The organism is Streptomyces sp. NBC_00344 (assembly GCF_036088315.1).
Classification (GTDB): domain Bacteria; phylum Actinomycetota; class Actinomycetes; order Streptomycetales; family Streptomycetaceae; genus Streptomyces.
In genome coordinates this window covers 3,601,276-3,618,255 of sequence record NZ_CP107996.1, presented here as the reverse complement: position 1 = coordinate 3,618,255, position 16,980 = coordinate 3,601,276, and the positions used below count along the sequence as shown (strand labels likewise).

Sequence of the window (16,980 nt, the reverse complement as noted above, 5' to 3'; positions counted from 1 at the left end):
TGGGACGACCAGCCCGTGATCTGCATCACCACTCGCTCCGGAACTGCGAGGATCAGCAGCACGTGGCGGCGGTGTGCCGGGCATCGCGCAGGCGCCCGTCACGAATCCTCGCGTCGCTGAGGAGCGTCTCCAAGCGTCGTAGTCGGTGCGGAGGCAAGACCCCGTGCCCCGCAGTGGCAGTCCTTGTATGGAGAGCCGCATGTGGCGGGTCCAGCGGTCGAAGGTGGCATCACGGCGGGCACGCCTGTCCGTGGCGAAGACTGCACGGCCGACTCGGTGCAGGTCGTCCGCCCGGGGAAGGGCAGAGGCCAGGATGCCTCCTTGTCTGCAGCGAGGGCTCTCGCCTACGGGTGGGGTGGAGGCGGGCGGCGGCACCCGACTGTGCCTGTCCGACGTACGGGGTTCTTCGCCACCGTGCCATCTGCGTCATTCATGCTTCTGACCTGTCCTGACAGCCTCTTCGCAGCAGCCATCCACACGTCTTGTAGCGTCGTGGTCTCTGTCCGTGATGCCATGGCCAAACGGGGGCTCGTGTGTCGATCATCATGGTTGCGGCAGCGATCTACGGAGTGCTTCAACTCGCCCTGATCGCATCGCCGGTGAGGTCGCTGCGGTTGTCGACCGTGATGCTGACGGTGGCCGTGGGCGTTTACGGCAGCGGAGTTGTGGCCGCACTCATCGAACTCGGCTACGCCCACGCCGTGGAATCAAGCGCCACGCAGCCACTGGTCGAAGCCATGGGGCGGGGCAGCTACACCGTCGTCCCTGTGGTGGAGGAGCTCGCCAAGCTCACGCCGCTGCTGCTCGCAGGTCTCAACATGAAGATCCGCTACCAACTCGGCCTTACCGACTACGTGGTCCTCGGCGCCGCCACGGGCGCGGGCCTCGGCCTCTACGAAGTACTCCTCAGCCACCTCCTCGACGCCCAGCGCGCCGCCCCGTACCCGCATGGCGGATGGATGCTGTCCGGGGGCCTGAGTTTCAGCTCCACGTACATACCCGACTTGCACACCGTGCTGACTACCTGGCTGCCGGCCTCGCTGGGCAGCCTGGACCTCAGCTTCACCCAACCCAGCCTGGACACCAACCTCCACCTCGCCTGGGGAGCCATCGGAGCACTCGGCGCCGGACTGCTCCTGCGCGGCCGCGGCTGGCGACGCCTGCTCGGACTGCTGCCCATCGCCTACGCGATGGGCCACCACACCCTGGTCAACTACACCGGCAGCCACGACGCCCACCCGCCCCGCTGGATAACCTCCCTGCTCGGCACAGCGGACGACCTCGTGACATACGCGCCGCTGATCTGCCTCGCCATCGCCATGGCCCTCGACTACGCCCAGCTGCAGCGCAGCAAGCAGGCCATGCCCGCCGTCCTCCTGAATACGGAACGCACCGGGAACGCCGCCATCGGCACCCTGACCACGTTCAGTTCACGGTGCCTGCCATGGACGGCGCTGATCGCGCTGCGCTTCGCCCGCATGCGCAGATCCCTCCTCTACGCCGCCGGACGCACCGACCCCGATCGGCTTGAACTGCTGCATGCCGCGGTCGCAGGCACGGTCGCACGGATCGACGCAGTCAACCAGGACAAGATGTGGGATTCGGGGCGAATACGGGCCTATCTCAAGGGGGCTCGCCCCAGCCGTCCGTGGCGACGGCGCTGGCCACTCCTGGCCGTGCCCGTCATCCTGATGCTGCCGTCTCTACTCTTCCTGGGCCTTGGCTCATTCACCTCCACCAAGGGCCTTCAGAAGCACTTCACCACCGGTGCCGGCCCAACGTTTCTGATGTGGTTCGGCATAGCGGGACTCGTGTGGGCCCTCATCCAGCTGGCTCTCTTGTTGTGGGCCTTGCGGACTACTTCGCGACAACCCCTTGCCGAGCCGCAAGCCGTCTTGCGACTGCGTGTGTTCACCGCCGTCGGTTCCATTCTCACCACGGGCCTGCTCCTCGCAGCTCGATATCGCGGCACCCCCCTGAACGGTGACGTCACCGATTCCCTCGCCATGCTGCTTGCGGCCCTGGAAAACCTCGAACTGTATGCGGGCATCGCCCTCACCATCCTCGCCCTCGCCGCCCTGATCATGCTCTTCCCACCCGGCGGCCTCGTGCTCGCGGGGGGCGGAATCCTCGCCGGTGCCGCATCAGTGGAAGCAGCGCAGGCCGCAGCCCTTGGTACAGCGGGGGTGCTAATGATGGCCCAAGGTGCCCACGGGGCCGATGATGGTGGCGAAGGCGGTCAGTCTTCGGGCTCGTCGGGCACAGCCGACGGTTCTGCGGGCTCCGGCCCCGGAAAGGGGCCCTGGCAGGCGACCGATGACATCAAAGGGCCGGCAGCCGGTAAGCAGCTGCGATTTCCGAATTCCCGGCACACCGTATCCGGCTCGAAAAGCGGTGAAGTCAAGGAGAGCAACAGCGTTATCCTGCGCGGGCAGGAGCGGGAGGTCGCACAAGATGTCAGCGATATAGCGCAAGGCAGAGCGAAGTACATCAAAGACACTGACCGCTACGAAGTCAACGGACGCACCTACGGCGTGGAGCCGAGTGGGACGGTCTACCCTGACAGCGGGCCAGGTATAGCCAAGCTGGACAGGAACGAATACGCGGCACTCCAACAGATAACCAAGGCAAAGGGAGACATTTCCGCCGCGCCTCAACTCACCCGGAATCCGCGTTTCACCAACAACCCAGAAGCCGTCCAAAAGGCGTTGAAGATCTACAACGGGATCTACCCATGACCTACAACTTGATTGCCACCGAAACGGCCACCCCTGATCGCCTGGCTCACGCCCTGTCCTCCGCCCTGGGCGTCACCGCCGGGGACGTCGATGTCGCGGAAGCCGACGGTGACGCGGACGTACGGAACTGGGAGGCGCTGGTCCTCTGCGACTACAAAGCCGTCCGGGGCGACCTCGCCTGGTCGCTGGACGTCTACGTTCGAGATCAGGTGGCGCAGCGGCCGTCCGAGGCGGAGATGGCGTTGCGGCTCGCCTCCGCAACGGGCGCCGCGGTGCTCTTCCCGGCCGAGTCGGATCCACCGAGCGCTTACTGGGCTGTCACTCCGGAGGGCCGCTTCACGCGGGCCCGTCTGCTCGTCTCGGATGAGGACCACAGCTACAGCGTCGACGCTGTCGAGGAATACGTCCCGCAACTGCCTTCGGCCGAGGTCTCACTCATCCCGGAAGTCGTCCCGGAGCTGCCCATCGCCACACCGCACACTGATGCCTTCGCGGCGCAACTGCGGGCTTCCGCAGTCACCGAAGCCCACTTGCAGGGTCAGGCATCGCCCGATGAGCCAGGCAGCGCTGCGTGGGAGGCATGGACAGGGCTGGGCGCCTGGGAGAAGCTCGTCAACCACATGGCAAGCGGATGGGCGGGCTCAGGATGGTGCCCTCCCGATCTGTACCGCCGACGCCTCGACGCCCGGGACGACCTCGAAAACCTCCCCCGGCAGCTACCACCGGCTACGGCAGCGAGCCTCCAGGCAACCTTGCAGCAAGTGGACGCCACCTTCGCCTCGCTCACCATCGAGGACAACCAGGGTTTGCTCATCCGGCAACTGCTCGGGGAGACGCGAACACACAACGGGAAGGGCTGGTGGTGGCACCGGCACCCCGAACCGCTGCCATGGCGTCGTCGGACGTAATCGCGCCCCGCCATCCAATCGCGTCAGCGCGGCGACACGGTCTACCTCTGGAACATGGAGGGATTCCCGGGCGTTGGTAGCACCACGGGGAGGGTCTTACACACCAACTGCCGTCGCCTCATGGAAGCCGCGCGCTCGGAGGCGGCATTCCCTGCCACCGCAAACATGCCGATACTCGCCGTCATGACCTCAACTTCGCAGGAAGAGATCGACACCGCGGCACAGGACATCACGGGCCTCCACATTGCGACGGTCCCTGATGAACATGCTCGCGCAGCCGGCCATGCTGCGGCCAACCTGTGCTCAGGCGCCGGCGCTGACCTCTTGTATGCCCCGTCCAGGCTGCAGCAGCTGATCACCGAGGCCATCGAGGTCGGATACGCGACGGCCCTACGTGATGTGCGCAACGGCAACTTCGACGAGAACATCCAGGAGTGGCGGCCCACCCTGTTCGAGGAGTGAGTCGAGGCGGGTAAGCAGACGCTGGATGAAGCTGCTCCGTGGTTGCAGTTCTGGTTGCGTTCATCGGTGTACAGCACCGTTCAGGAGGCCCACCCCGACGCGCTACACCGCAGGTCAGGACGCTGCCGTACGCCCCGGGACCCCCGGACGCCTGCCATGGACGGCGCTGATCGCGCTGCGCTTCGCCCGCATGCGCAGAGCCCTCTGCGGCAGAGTGGAGCGGGATCGTGAGGAATTATGCAGTACGAAACTCCCCGCAGGATTACAGCAGAAGAAGCAGCTCAGGCGTTTCAGGCTGGACAACCGTACGAAATTTCCAGGCCCTGGTCGCCGCAGCGTTGTACGTGCCCGACCGGGTGTGGGTCGAGCAGTGGCTCGTACACTTCGCCGTTCATCCGGATCCCGATGTCAGGAGGGCCGCAGCCCTCGCACTGGGACACCTTGCCAGACTCCACAAAGAGGTATCACCACAAGCAATCTCCGCTGTTCGGAAATTGCTTGAGGACAGGCAACTCGCCGGCGCTGCCACAGACGCCCTCGAAGACGTTGAGATTTTCACCAGGAGCCACTGACTCAACGGCGCCGATGTGAAAGATAGCTTGATGCCCCTGGATGGAAAATCAGTCCACGTCGGCGTCAGACATGCCCTTCCGTTCAGCCCATTCGCAAGGCTGCCCGCAGCCGCAGGCGATATCGGCCGCCGTGGTGTCGTGGCGTAGCCCGCGGGCGGTTCACTCGACCCGGAAGAACCCAAGGCGTCCGGGTCGAAAAGGCGGGGCTGGTGGTGGCACCGTCGCCACGAACCACTGCCATGGGGCCGGGCGTAATCGAGCTTCAAAGGGGCCTCACGAGCGGTGCGGCGAGCCGATCCCCGCGGAACGGCTTGAGGCCCGCCCGGCGGCGAGCACCTGCGTGCGCTGTGCGGCGGTCCGTCCCCGCTGACCTCGGCCCCCGGTGCCGGCCGAGATCCGCGCCCCGCGATGCGTTACGCCGGGAGGACAGCAGCGCCCGGACCCCCCAGCGCGTCGGGGGCGCGCGGTGCGTGGTGGCTCGTAGCGTTACGCCGTCATCGGCGATCGCCCGGGCTGCTGTCCCAGCGGCGTCCGGCACGCTTCCGCGGGACAGCAGGAAGTGACCAACCGTATGTCCGCTCGTACGCACTGGCTCTTCGGCGACCAGCTCGGTCCGCACTTCCTGGATCCGCGTCACCACGGCCCGGACGCACACGCTCCGGTTCTGATGATCGAGGCCAGGTCGGTTCTGAGCCGTCGCCGGTTCCACCGGGCCAAGGCGCATCTCGTCCTGTCCGCGATGCGGCACCGGGCCGCGGAACTCGGCGACCGGGTGCAGTACGTCAGGGCGCGTACATACCGCGAGGGTCTGGTGGAGGCTGCCGGGCAGGGCCCGCTGACCGTCTGCCATCCGACGTCCCGCAGCGCACTGGCTCTGGTCGAATCGCTGGACCGGGTCGAGGTGCTCCCCGCACGCGGATTCCTCGTACCGCACGCGGACTTCGGTGAATGGGCTTCGGCGCACACCGGACGCAGGGTCAGGCAGGAGGACTTCTACCGCTGGGCCCGGCGCGGGCACGACCTCCTCATGGACGGTGACGAGCCGGCCGGCGGCCGGTGGAACCTCGACCGGGAGAACCGCGAACCCCCGCCGCGCAGGGAGGAGAACCTCGGTCTCGCGGACCCCTGGTGTCCGGTCGAGGACGAGATCGACGAAGGGGTACGCCACGATCTGGACCGCTGGGAACGCGACGGAACGGTCTCCTTCGTGGGGCGCGACGGACCGCGCCGATTCCCCGCCACCCGGCGGGAGGCACTGGCCGCACTCCGGCACTTCCTCACCCACCGGCTGCCAGGCTTCGGACAGTACGAGGACGCGATGCTCGCAGGGGACCCCGTGATGAACCACAGTCGGCTCTCGGTCCCGCTCAACCTCGGGCTGCTGGATCCGGCCGAGTGCGCCGACCGCGCCGAGAAGGCGTGGCGGGACGGCGCGGCGCCGCTCAACAGCGTGGAGGGCTTCGTCCGCCAGATCGCCGGATGGCGGGAGTACGTCTGGCAGCTCTACTGGCACTTCGGCGAGGACTACCGGAGCCGTAACGCTCTGGGGCACAGGACCCCGTTGCCGGACTGGTTTCTCGAGCTGGACGCCGATGCGGTGACGGCCCGCTGTCTGTCCACGACGCTGGCCCAGGTCCGGGACACCGGCTGGACCCATCACATCCCGCGGCTGATGGTGCTCGGCAGCCGGGCCCTTCAGGACGGCTGGGACCCTGCGGCGGTCACCGACTGGTTCCACCGCTCCTTCGTCGACGGCTACGACTGGGTGATGCTTCCCAACGTCGTCGGGATGTCGCAGTACGCGGACGGCGGTCTGATGACGACCAAGCCGTACACGACGGCGGGCGCGTACATCAACAGGATGAGCGACTTCTGCGCTCCATGCGCCTACCGTCCGGCGCAGCGCGTCGGCGAACGGGCCTGCCCCTACACCGCCGGCTACTGGTCGTTCCTGCACCGGCACCGCGAGCGGCTCGCCGCCAACCACCGGATGGCCCAGGCGGTGCGGGGGCTCGACCGGCTGAAGGATCTGTCCGAACTTCTGGACGAGGCCGCCGAACGCCACGGCCCGCCGTGACACCCGGAGCCGGCCCGCCGCTCCGCAGCGGCATGGAGAGAATCCGCGGGCAGCGTCCTGGACTCTTCGCGGAAGAAGCGGAAGGAGGCCGCGGGCCCCCGTCCGCGGAGGAGGCAAGCGGTGTCGTAGCCGACGCACCCGCCGCCCACGGCTGCGGAGCACCGGGACACCGTCACACGGGCACGGCGGGCGCGATGTTCTGGTTGGCGTGGAAGAAGTTCTGCGGGTCGTACGTGCGCTTGATCTCGGCCAGCCGGTCGTAGTGCTCGCCGTAGGTGGCCCTGACCCGGTCCTGGCCCTCGCCCGCGCCGATGAAGTTCACGTAGGCACCGCCCATCGAGTGCGGGTGCAGCGCTTCCCAGTAGCCGGTGCTCCACTGCCTGATGGCCTCGGCGTTGGCCGGGTCGGGATCGATGCCGGCGACGATGCCCGACCAGACCGCGTCCCGGTGATTCCACGCGGTGCTGTCGCGGTCCATCCGGCCGGCGGCGGCGTCGACCGGGTACAGGTGCATGGTCGACAGGTCGGTGGGGAGCGCGTGGGCGTACTTCTCGTGGACTTCGATGGCCTCGTCCGGGATACGGTCGAAGAGATCCCCGCGCCAGTACCACTGCAGACCGGGTGGCAGCAGCTGATCGAACATCATCTGCATCATGGGGTAGGGCATCGGGGCGCTGAAGTGGAAGGCGGGCGGGGCCGGTTCGTTCACCGGGGAGAGGACCTGCTCCGCCCGGTCCGGGTCCCCCGTCCAGCACCAGATGACACCGCACATCTTCTGTCCGTGTATCTCCTCGGGGAACGGCGGCGCCGGCGGAACGGTGAGCTCCGCGAAGAAACCGTTCAGGTCGTCGGGCGCCTGCGGCAGGAACTCGCGGTACCACCGCAGCACTTCGCGGATGTGGTCGAGCGTCCAGAGGGAGATCCCGAGAGACACGGTGTGCACGGGATGCAACCGGAAGGTGAACGAGGTGACGATGCCGAAGTTGCCGCCACCGCCGCGCAGCGCCCAGAACAGGTCCTGGTGGTCGCTCTCGCTCGCCGTGACAAAGCTGCCGTCGGCCAGCACCACATCGGCGGAGAGCAGGTTGTCCGAGGTCAGACCGTACTTACGGGTGAGGTGGCCGTGCCCGCCACCGAGGGTGAGGCCGGCGACACCCGTCGTCGACATGATGCCCGAAGGGGTGGCCAGGCCAAAGGCGTGGGCGGCATGGTCGAGATCACCGAGCAGGCTGCCGCCGGCCACCTGAGCCGTCTCCGCGACCGGGTCCACCCGCACCCCGCGCATCGGGGACAGATCGATCGTGATGCCGTTGTCCACCAGGCACAGTCCCGGACCGCTGTGACCGCCACCGCGGACCGCCGGGTCCATACCTCGGTCCCTCATGAAGTCCACCGCGTCCATGACGTCCCCGGCGTCCGCGCACCGCACGAACGCGGCGGGGCGCCGGTCGATCATCGCGTTGTAGATGTTCCGGGACGAGTCGTACTCGCTTTCCCGCGGAGTGATGACGGGGCCACGCAGTGCGTCCCGCATCCCCTCCACCGTGGTGCCGTCCATGACGTGCCCCTCGTAGAGCCCGGTACGGCCGATAGCCGTCCGGACCATTCCCTGCCGGGCGCCGGTGGGCAGTTGCACGCCAGTGCTCAGACGACCGGTATCACGGCCGGGCGCCACAGGGCTGACATAACCAGCCTCTCTCCGCTGAGGACACGCCGCATCCCCGCACCCGCCGGACACCGCCGGACGGCTCCGGCTCAGACCGGGAAGGGCTCCTCGCACACCGGCTCGGCAGCGGCCCGGCAGCCGGCCGGCGCCTGCACCGTGGCGGCGGGCACCGTGGCGGCGGACACCGGAACCGTTGCATCCTCTTCGAGCGCCGGAACAGCGGCATGCGCCTCGGGCACCGGAGCCGCGGCACCCGCTTCGGGCGCCGGAACGGCGGCATGCGGTTTCCTCACCAGCAGCAGTGCCGCGTCGTCGTGGAGCCGCCCGCCCACATACGCCAGCAGCTCCTGGTGCAGGGGGTCGAGGGTGCCGTGCGGGTCGTCCGACAGATGCTCCGCCAGCCGCTCGGTGAGCGGATAGAACTCGCGCTTCTGGTCGCGGGCCTCGGTGACCCCGTCCGTGTAGAGGAGCAACTGGTCGCCGTCGGTGAACGGCAGCACCTGCACGCTCGGCGGCTCACCACCGATGGCGCCCAGCCCGAGAGGAGGAGCGGGGCGGGCCGTTTCCACTGCCGTGATGCCGCGAGCGCTCACCAGCAGCGGGGACACATGGCCGCAGTTGACCACTTCCATGGTCCCGTCGCCGGGGTACCCGACGACCACCGCGGTGACGAAGTCGTCCGCTCCGAGGTTGCGCGCGAGGCTCCGCTCGATCCTTGCCACGACATCCACCAGATCCGGCTCGTCATAGGCGGCCTCCCGGAAGACCCCCAGCACCAGGGCGGCCGTGCCCACGGCAGGCAGGCCCTTGCCGCGCACATCGCCGACGATCAGCCTGATCCCGTACTGGGTCGGCACCAGGGCGTACAGGTCACCGCCGATCCGGGCCTCGGCCGCCGCGGCGCTGTAGCGGACCGCGACCTGGAAGTCGCCGACGACCGATGGCACCGGCCTCAGCAGGGCGTGCTGGGCGGCCTCGGCCACCGACCTGACGTCCGCCAGAATCCGTTCACGACGGCACCGCAGCACGCTCTCCAGGCTGCTCGCCAGGATGACGGCGGCCAGAGCGGACAGCACGATCGCCTGTTCGGCACCCGGCGCACCGCTGCGGACACCCAGCACTGCGCCAAGCGCCACGGCCAGCAGCCCGATCGCGAGGACGACGTACGGCCGGTTGAGCGCGGCGGCCAGCGCCGGCCCGACCACGAGCAGCGGCAGGCAGATCATCCCGGCTCCGCCGACGAGCGCGAGGAGCGCCACCGCGGAGACGATCAGAGCGGGCAGGACGGTGAACAGGCGGCCGTCGATCCGGGGCCGGTTGCGTGCCGCCGCACGGTGCGCCCGCGCGGTGCCCATCCGGGCCGTCCGGTGATCGTGCTGGTGTGCCTGGGCCGCCCGACTCATGTCTCCCCTGCGGTTCGCTGCTTGGTTCACGCCTACCCGTTTCGTCCGTTTCGTATAGGAAACAGGGGTGGGCGGGGGTGCCACAAGAGCAAGGTTTTCAGATAGTGAACTAGGCCCCTTGACGCGGCGGATCGAGGACCCGGGTCACGCGGTGAACGAGAGCCCTCTGGTCACCCGTCCCGCTGTCGACAGCAGCCTCTCCCGCACCTCGTCGGCCCGGGAGAGCCGGTCGGCCCGGAAGGAGACACCGAGCGAACCGAGCTTGTCACCGCTGTACACGGGCACCGCGACACAGACCGTGCCGAGTGCGTACTCCTCCTGGTCCATCACGAGCGGAGCGGTCGGCGCCGTGTCGATCCGCCGGAGCAACTCGAAGGGGTGAGTGATGGTCCGGGGCGTGAGATCGCTGAGGGAGTGCCGGGAGAGGTAGTCGCTGCGCGCGTCGTCGTCCAGCTCACGCAGCACGGACTTGCCCAGCGCGGTGGCGTGTCCCGCGTCCTCGAAGCCCACCCAGAGATCGACCCGTGGAGCCAGCGGGCCGTCGACGATCTCGGCGACCCGGATCTCGCCGTCCTCGTAGAACGTCAGATAGGCCGCGGCCGACAGTTCGTCCCGCAGTGCGGTGAGCGTCGGACGGACCCGGGTGAGCAGTTCCTGTGCCCGGCTTCCGTCGTGCAGCAGACCCAGTTTGTCCCCGATGACGAACCCGCCGTCGTCGAGTTTGCGGACGTAGCCGTCGTGGGCCAGCGTCCTCAGCAGGTGGTAGGTGGTCGGCAGCGGCAGCCCCGCCTCGCGCGCCAGCTGTTTCGCCGGGGCGCCGCCCTCGTGTACCCCTACGGCCTCCATCAGACGGAAGGCCCGCTGCACGGACGTGATGAGCGTGGGGCCGTCCTGAGCACCCATATCTCCAGCTTGCCTCCGCGGTCTCCGGGCGGCAAGGGGCGCCGGGTGCCGGCCGGGCACGTCCGCCCACGGCAGCGGGGTTCAGCCGGTACGCAGCCGTGCGGTCAGCCCGCGGGCGCCGGCGGCCGCGAGCGCCATGACCACCAGAGCAATGGCCACGGCCTGCCCCGTCGCGCCGATGAGCAGGCCCCCCGGCGCCTGCGCGTCATTCAGCAGCGAGAGCACGCCGAGGCGCAGCGTCAGCACCACGAGGCCGAGGGCGGCCAGCGCGAGCGGCGTGGCGAAGTCCGCGGCATGGACGGCCGACCGGTGGCGCAGCACCAGCCATCCGACGGCGGCCACGGTGAACGCCGTCCCGGCCGCCCACTCCGAATCGGCGCCGGCGGGCCACAGCACGACCGACGCACCCATCAGCACACAGACAGTCATGAACGTGAGCCCGGGGGGAACGGCCGGCAGCCGGGCGGGCCGGGAATCGGCGTGGAATCCGCAGCACACCGCGAGAGCGGTCAGCCAGGCGAAAACCGCCGTCGGCATGGCGAGAGCGGCCGTCGCGGGACCCGGCTGCGTGAGGAGATCGGTGCCGAGGTGGAACGCGGCCGGCAGCGCGGCGAGTACGGCGCACAGCCGGGCGGCCCGCCGGTGGTCCCTGAACAGTGCCGCATACGCCGCGGTCCACAGCAGCGGCAGCAGCCACATCACCGCCGCGAGGGTCCCGCCGAACAGACCGTGGCCGGTGAAGGTACGGAAGAACATCGACCGGTCGGCGGCCGATCCACCGGCCCACGTCAGGTTCAGCACCGCCTCCGTCAGCACGTCGGTGGCCTGCAGCAGCACGCCGAAGAGGGCGAAGAGACGTACGGATTCACCGAGCGCGGCATAGCCCGGAGGTGCGCCGACGGCACCCAGCCGAGTGCGGACCGCGAGGGCGAGAACACTGGCCACCTCGCCCAGGTCGGGCCGCATCTCGTCCTGGTCGCCCTCGCCGATGCCGTGCAGATAGGTCTCCACCATCTCCTCCTCCCGTGCCTCGCGGTAGTAGGAGGGGAGCAGCCGCAGCACGCTGCGGTAGCGCTGTTCCAGAAGAGTGGTCACAGGGAGCCTCCAGCGATTCCGGGGCGAGGGGTCACGGGCGGTACGGGCTTTGGTCGGCGCCCCGCCGCTATCCGCTCGACAGCGGCGCGCGCGCCGGTGGCCATCCGCTCCGCCTCGGCACCCAGCGCCGTTTCCCCCGCATCGGTGAGGCGGTAGTAGCGCCGGAGCCGGCCGTTCTGCACCTCCTCGCGGTCCAGGACGATCAGCTCGTCGGCGGCCAGCCGGTCGAGAACGCCGTAGAGCGTGCCGACCCGCAGCTGCACCTCGCCCGCGGACAGCTCGTCGACCTCCTGAAGGATTCCGTACCCGTGCCGCGGCTCGTCGGCGAGCGCCGTGAGCACGAAGAACGCCGCCTGGGTCATGCCTCTGGAAGCCATGTCGCCAGTATATCCTGGAAGCCGATATATAGCGCGGGCCGAGCTACGGAATCGTCCGCCTCCCGCGCCGGGTCCGGCCGCCGGGGGAGAAACCTCAGGCGTTCTGCGGATACCAGCGGAGCTCGATGGTGTTGCCGTCCGGGTCCTGGACGTACACCGACTGGGCGGTGCCCTGGGCGCCGAAGCGCCTGCCGGGGCCGTCCACCACGGTCAGCTCGCCGGAATCGATGACCTGTTGCCAGTCGAGCGGTTCGACGACCAGGCACAGGTGGTCGACGTTCGCGCCCCGCGGCGTACCGGATCCCCGCGCGCCCCGCACGATGTCGATGATGGTGGCGGGACTCACCCGCACCGAGGGGAAGGGCGCCTTGCCGGACCGCCAGTCGTCGACACGGACCGGTTCGAGGCCGAGCGGCCCGCAATAGAAGGCAAGAGACCGTTCCACATCGGCGACATTGAGAACGAGGTGGTCGAATCCGATCACGCGCATGGCATTCCCCTTCACACAGCGACTTCACGCGACTGAACCAGCTTCTATATAGCGCTTTAACTATATAGTCAGATCTTGATACTCTGTCAACGTGATGACCCCCCGGACCGGAAAGCACCTCGAGGACACCGCCGAGACCCAGGCGCAGGTGGCGATGCTGAAGGCGCTCGCCCACCCCGTGCGCCTGGGCATGATGCGCGAACTGGCCGTCCGGCCGGACACCTGCGCATGCGATTTCACCGAGCTCTTCGCGGTGAGCCAGCCGACCATCAGCCAGCACCTCAAGGTGCTGCGCGAGGCCGACCTGGTCACCACGCTCCGCCGGGGCACCCAGATCTGCTACTCGGCCCGGCCCGAGGCCGTCGCCTCGCTCGGCCGGCTGTTCACCGGGCTCGCCCCGGTACGCCAGGACGGCGCGGGCTGAGGTCCGCGATTCCAGGAATGGACGGTAGCGACGGCTTCCGCCGGATCGCCTGCCACGAAGGGGAGTTGCCACTTCCCCACGACGGTCCCGCAGCGGTCGCGGAAAAGCGCCGGATTCAGCTCGTACTGCCGCCCTCGGTCCCCGAGGCCCACGCGGCCAGATTGATCCGCGCACTGTCCAGCACGTGTTCGCCGCTTCCCTGCCATCCGGTGACCTCGAGCATCGCGCGCCCCACATTCTCGGTCGTGGTCACGTGACCGGGAATCACCCGCCGCAGAACCGGATACAGCCAGGAACCCACCCGGTACAACCACCGGTAGAGCGGGGTCTTCGAGGTCGCTCCGTGCATCGCCTGGATATAACCGGGCCGGAACATGTAAGCGTGGAAGTCCATCGCCAGGAGTTCGTTCTCGGTACGGCCCTTCACCCGCGCCCACATCGAGCGGCCGCGCCCGGTGCTGTCGGTGCCTTCACCCGAGACATACACGAAGGTCAGCGCCGGGTCCGCGGGGAGCGCCCGGGCCGCGGCGAGGGTGTAGCCGCGGGTCACCCGCGTGTACTCCTCCTCCCCCCGGCCGACCGACGAGATGCCCAGGCAGAAGAAGCAGGCGTCGGCGCCCGCGAACTCCCGCGACAGCATGGAGAAATCAAGGAAGTCCCGGTGGATCACCTCGGCGAGTTTCGGGTGCCGCACACCGAGCGATTTCCGTACGACCACAAGGACACTCTCCACCCGCGGGTCGAGCAGACACTCGCGCAGCACACCCTGACCGACCATTCCGGATGCACCGAAGAGAATCACCTTCATGGCGGCAGAATAACAGAATGGTGTTGCGATAATAAGGAAATGCAGGCCTTCTGCTGCTCTCGTATGCTGACCGAGCCATGTCATCAGAGGGATTTGTCCGGGCCCGAAGGCCGGAACAGAAGCAGCAGCGGCGCGAGACGATTCTCGCGGCCGCCGGTGAGCTTGCCCTCGAGCACGGCGTGCGCGGGGTGACGCTGGGCAGCGTCGCCGAAGTGGTGGGACTCGCCAAGTCCAATGTCATCCGGTACTACGGCACCCGTGAAGAGATCTTCCTGGTGCTCACGGCCGAGGGCTGGCGGGAATGGCGGGAAGCGGTGAGCGCACGGCTCGGCGCGGGAGACGACGCGGTGACCGTGCTGGCCGGAACACTGGCCGAGCGACCGCTCTTCTGCGACCTGCTCAGCCACACCGCGACCACCCTGGAACACAACATCTCGCTGGATGCGGCACGCATCTTCAAGCACGCCGTGCTCGCAACCGTCCGCGCACTGGGCGCAGATGTCTCCCGGGCCCTCCCCGGCCTGACCGGGGGAGAGGCAACCGACCTCGTCACGGCGGCCGCCGCCCTCGCGGGCTCGCTCTACCCGGTGGCGACGCCGCCGCCGGTGCTGGCCGAGCTGTACGCCCTGGAGCCCGAACTCGCCGCGGCCTGCCCGCCGCTGCTTCCGACACTCCACCGAGCGCTGTCCGCGCTCGCCGCGGGCCTGCCCACTCTGCGCTGACGGACGGACGCCCTGACGACGGACGCCCGGCGCGGCGATCCCGTGCCCGGAGCAGCACTCCCCCTCCCCGGCCCGGGCCCGCCCGGGGGCGATCCCGGCCACCGCGTCACCGGAGGAGAAGTTCAGCCGGTGATTCGCCCCCGTAACGAGCGAAACACCGGCTTTGCACTGCTGCGGCGAGGCTGCGCCCGCCGCCGCATCCCCGGTAGGCTTTCCGTGTGATCTTCAAGCGCATCGGAAGCGGCCGGCCTTATCCCGACCACGGCCGGGAATCCACCCGGCAGTGGGCGGATGTCGCGCCGCGCCCGGTCCGGCTGGACCAGCTCGTGACCACCAAGGGCCAGCTGGACCTCGAGACCCTTCTCGCGGAGGACTCCACCTTCTACGGAGATCTCTTCGCGCACGTCGTGAAATGGCAGGGCGACCTCTATCTGGAGGACGGACTGCACCGGGCCGTGCGCGCCGCGCTGCAGCAACGACAGGTACTGCACGCCCGCGTGCTTGAAATGGGCTGATCACTGGGCCTTTCGGGGCCATTTTTGCCCATCCGGCGGTCATCGGATGATCAGATAGTTCGCATCGTCGCCAAGCCGCACTACGCTGCGCACATGAGCATGCTCACACCCCCCGGCATGGGCGGAAAGTACCGCATCACGGGCGACACCTACCCGAGAATGCAGCGCCCCCGGCGTCGCGGCCGGATCATCTTCGGCCTGCTGGCCACCGTGGTCGTCCTCGGCCTGATCGGCTGGGGATCGCTGCAGCTCATCGACGTCTTCACCGGCGGCTCCGACAAGGCGTCGGCCGCGGGCCAGAAGAAGTGCAAACACACGGTCTCCCGTGCCGCGGGCGCAACGGCACCGAAGGTGCTGCCCAAGCCGGCGAAGATCAAGGTCAACGTCTACAACGCGACCCCGCGCAGCGGTCTCGCCAAGACCACCGCCGACGAGCTGAAGAAGCGCGGCTTCGCCATCGGCAAGGTGGGGAACGCCCCGGCCGCCTACGACAAGAAGGTCAAGGGCGCCGGGCTGCTGCTCGGAGCGGGCAAGACGTCACCGGGCCCGTTCGCCGTACTCGGCACCCAGCTGAAGGGTGCCGAGCAGAAGACCGACACCCGCGCGACCCAGGACGTCGACCTGATCATCGGTACCGCGTTCAAGGACCTGGACACGCCGAAGGAGGCCGCCGAGGCGATGGCCGTACTGGCCCATCCCCGGCCGGCGCCCTCCGGAAAGTGCTGACGGTCCCCGAGGACAGGGCCCGGCTCCGCGCCCCGCACCGGCGTGCCGCGGAGCGGCGGCGCAACGGGCACACTGCCGGACGGGGGACTAGTCGACCGTGCCGTACATCCGGTCGCCCGCGTCGCCCAGCCCCGGCACGATGTAGCCCTGGTCGTTCAGCCGGTCGTCGACGGCGGCCGTGACCACCGTGACCGGGGTCCCCGCCAGATCACGTTCCATGACCTCGACACCCTCCGGCGCCGCGAGCAGCACCACGGCGGTGACGTCGTCGGCGCCACGCTTGATCAGCTCACGGATCGCGGCGACCAGCGTGCCACCCGTCGCCAGCATCGGGTCGAGCACGTACACCTGACGGCCCGAAAGGTCGTCGGGCATCCGCGTCGCGTAGGTGGAGGCCTCGAGGGTCTCCTCGTTGCGGACCATCCCGAGGAAGCCGACCTCGGCGGACGGCAGCAGCCGCACCATGCCTTCGAGCATGCCCAGGCCCGCCCGCAGGATCGGGACGACCAGAGGACGCGGGTAGGACAGCTTCACACCGGTGGTGGACGTCACCGGGGTCTCGATGTCGACCTGCTCGGTCCGCACATCGCGGGTGGCCTCGTAAGCGAGCAGAGTGACCAGCTCGTCGGCGAGCCGCCGGAAGGTGGCGGAATCGGTGCGCTTGTCGCGCAAGGTGGTGAGTTTGTGCGCCACCAGCGGGTGGTCGACGACATGGATACGCATAGGACAACGGTAACCGGGCCCAGGCCCGCCCTGCGCTGGCATCAACGTCCCGGCCGGGGGGAAGGTGGACACGTAAGAAGGTGGTGTCGCCCATGCCGGAGCCCGAGAACGAGAGCGCACGCGAACACGACCAGGGACACGACCTGGGACTCGCCCAGGAAAGTGCCGCCGACCGTCGGAGGCGCCGGGCACAGTTCCTCCGCGAACTGAACGAGGCCAAGGAGCTCCGCGACCGGGTACAGCCCAGGCGTGCCAAGGTCGCGCGGATGCGTCAGGCGATGCGCATGCGCACCTTCCGCTGGTAGCGGCAGCCCGAGAATTTTACCGAGTTCCGGAAGCAACACGGAAACCTGGGGCCGAAGACCTCTCGC

The 16,980-nt window shown here is 68.7% G+C and carries 19 protein-coding genes; 11 read left to right on the top strand and 8 right to left on the bottom strand.

The window, feature by feature from the left end:
- Positions 1–533: 533 nt before the first annotated feature.
- The 6 genes from OHS16_RS16285 to OHS16_RS16260 all read left to right on the top strand — a co-directional run bounded on the left by OHS16_RS16285 (position 534) and on the right by OHS16_RS16260 (position 6,757).
- Positions 534–2,738, top strand: a complete 2,205-nt coding sequence (locus tag OHS16_RS16285; protein WP_328537934.1) for a hypothetical protein — start codon at positions 534–536, stop codon at positions 2,736–2,738.
- Positions 2,735–3,646: a hypothetical protein gene (locus OHS16_RS16280; protein WP_328537933.1), complete on the top strand. Its 912-nt coding sequence runs from the start codon at positions 2,735–2,737 to the stop codon at positions 3,644–3,646. The genes OHS16_RS16285 and OHS16_RS16280 overlap by 4 nt, the downstream gene beginning before the upstream one ends.
- A gap of 183 nt (positions 3,647–3,829) precedes the next feature.
- Positions 3,830–4,108, top strand: a complete 279-nt coding sequence (locus OHS16_RS16275) for a hypothetical protein (protein WP_328537932.1) — start codon at positions 3,830–3,832, stop codon at positions 4,106–4,108.
- A gap of 227 nt (positions 4,109–4,335) precedes the next feature.
- On the top strand, positions 4,336–4,680 hold the full coding sequence (locus OHS16_RS16270; protein WP_328537931.1) for a HEAT repeat domain-containing protein: 345 nt from the start codon (positions 4,336–4,338) through the stop codon (positions 4,678–4,680).
- Positions 4,681–4,720: 40 nt separating this feature from the next.
- On the top strand, positions 4,721–5,050 hold the full coding sequence (locus OHS16_RS32120) for a TraR/DksA family transcriptional regulator (protein ID WP_443042627.1): 330 nt from the start codon (positions 4,721–4,723) through the stop codon (positions 5,048–5,050).
- A 201-nt stretch (positions 5,051–5,251) separates the two neighbouring features.
- Positions 5,252–6,757 carry a cryptochrome/photolyase family protein gene (locus OHS16_RS16260; RefSeq protein WP_328537930.1) on the top strand — a complete coding sequence of 502 codons (1,506 nt, stop codon included), beginning with the start codon at positions 5,252–5,254 and terminating at the stop codon, positions 6,755–6,757.
- A 172-nt stretch (positions 6,758–6,929) separates the two neighbouring features.
- On the opposite strand, the gene OHS16_RS16255 is transcribed toward OHS16_RS16260, so the two are convergent.
- From OHS16_RS16255 to OHS16_RS16230, 6 genes are all read right to left on the bottom strand, one after another.
- Positions 6,930–8,315, bottom strand: coding sequence for an FAD-binding oxidoreductase (locus OHS16_RS16255; protein ID WP_328540867.1), 1,386 nt, complete (start codon positions 8,313–8,315; stop codon positions 6,930–6,932).
- A gap of 197 nt (positions 8,316–8,512) precedes the next feature.
- Entirely contained in the window at positions 8,513–9,826 is a 1,314-nt protein-coding gene (locus OHS16_RS16250; protein WP_328537929.1) for a PP2C family protein-serine/threonine phosphatase, read from the bottom strand.
- A 144-nt stretch (positions 9,827–9,970) separates the two neighbouring features.
- Positions 9,971–10,729, bottom strand: coding sequence for an IclR family transcriptional regulator (locus tag OHS16_RS16245; RefSeq protein WP_328537928.1), 759 nt, complete (start codon positions 10,727–10,729; stop codon positions 9,971–9,973).
- 81 nt (positions 10,730–10,810) lie between these two features.
- The gene (locus OHS16_RS16240; RefSeq protein WP_328537927.1) at positions 10,811–11,824 is read right to left on the bottom strand and encodes a hypothetical protein; all 1,014 of its coding nucleotides are present in this window, start codon (positions 11,822–11,824) and stop codon (positions 10,811–10,813) included.
- Positions 11,821–12,186: a PadR family transcriptional regulator gene (locus tag OHS16_RS16235; protein WP_328540866.1), complete on the bottom strand. Its 366-nt coding sequence runs from the start codon at positions 12,184–12,186 to the stop codon at positions 11,821–11,823. The genes OHS16_RS16240 and OHS16_RS16235 overlap by 4 nt, the downstream gene beginning before the upstream one ends.
- 109 nt (positions 12,187–12,295) lie before the next feature.
- Entirely contained in the window at positions 12,296–12,691 is a 396-nt protein-coding gene (locus tag OHS16_RS16230) for a VOC family protein (protein WP_328537926.1), read from the bottom strand.
- 94 nt (positions 12,692–12,785) lie between these two features.
- Between OHS16_RS16230 and OHS16_RS16225 the strand changes: the two genes are divergently transcribed.
- A complete protein-coding gene (locus OHS16_RS16225) occupies positions 12,786–13,115 on the top strand; it encodes an ArsR/SmtB family transcription factor (RefSeq protein WP_328540865.1) in 330 nt (109 codons plus the stop codon).
- Between the two features lie 115 nt (positions 13,116–13,230).
- Here the strand turns inward: OHS16_RS16225 and OHS16_RS16220 are convergent, their stop codons facing one another.
- Positions 13,231–13,923: an epimerase gene (locus tag OHS16_RS16220; protein ID WP_328537925.1), complete on the bottom strand. Its 693-nt coding sequence runs from the start codon at positions 13,921–13,923 to the stop codon at positions 13,231–13,233.
- 77 nt (positions 13,924–14,000) lie between these two features.
- Here OHS16_RS16220 and OHS16_RS16215 point away from each other — a divergent pair, with 77 nt between their 5' ends.
- The 3 genes from OHS16_RS16215 (at position 14,001) to OHS16_RS16205 (ending at position 15,886) form a co-directional block, all read left to right on the top strand.
- Positions 14,001–14,645 (top strand): TetR/AcrR family transcriptional regulator, encoded by a 645-nt coding sequence (locus OHS16_RS16215; protein ID WP_328537924.1) that lies wholly within the window; start codon positions 14,001–14,003, stop codon positions 14,643–14,645.
- 218 nt (positions 14,646–14,863) lie between these two features.
- Positions 14,864–15,160: a type II toxin-antitoxin system VapB family antitoxin gene (locus OHS16_RS16210; protein WP_328537923.1), complete on the top strand. Its 297-nt coding sequence runs from the start codon at positions 14,864–14,866 to the stop codon at positions 15,158–15,160.
- A gap of 93 nt (positions 15,161–15,253) precedes the next feature.
- On the top strand, positions 15,254–15,886 hold the full coding sequence (locus tag OHS16_RS16205) for a LytR C-terminal domain-containing protein (protein WP_328537922.1): 633 nt from the start codon (positions 15,254–15,256) through the stop codon (positions 15,884–15,886).
- An 87-nt stretch (positions 15,887–15,973) separates the two neighbouring features.
- Here the strand turns inward: OHS16_RS16205 and upp are convergent, their stop codons facing one another.
- Positions 15,974–16,609: a uracil phosphoribosyltransferase gene (gene upp, locus OHS16_RS16200; RefSeq protein WP_328537921.1), complete on the bottom strand. Its 636-nt coding sequence runs from the start codon at positions 16,607–16,609 to the stop codon at positions 15,974–15,976.
- Positions 16,610–16,701: 92 nt separating this feature from the next.
- Between upp and OHS16_RS16195 the strand changes: the two genes are divergently transcribed.
- Positions 16,702–16,914, top strand: coding sequence for a hypothetical protein (locus OHS16_RS16195; RefSeq protein WP_328537920.1), 213 nt, complete (start codon positions 16,702–16,704; stop codon positions 16,912–16,914).
- Positions 16,915–16,980: the final 66 nt, after the last annotated feature.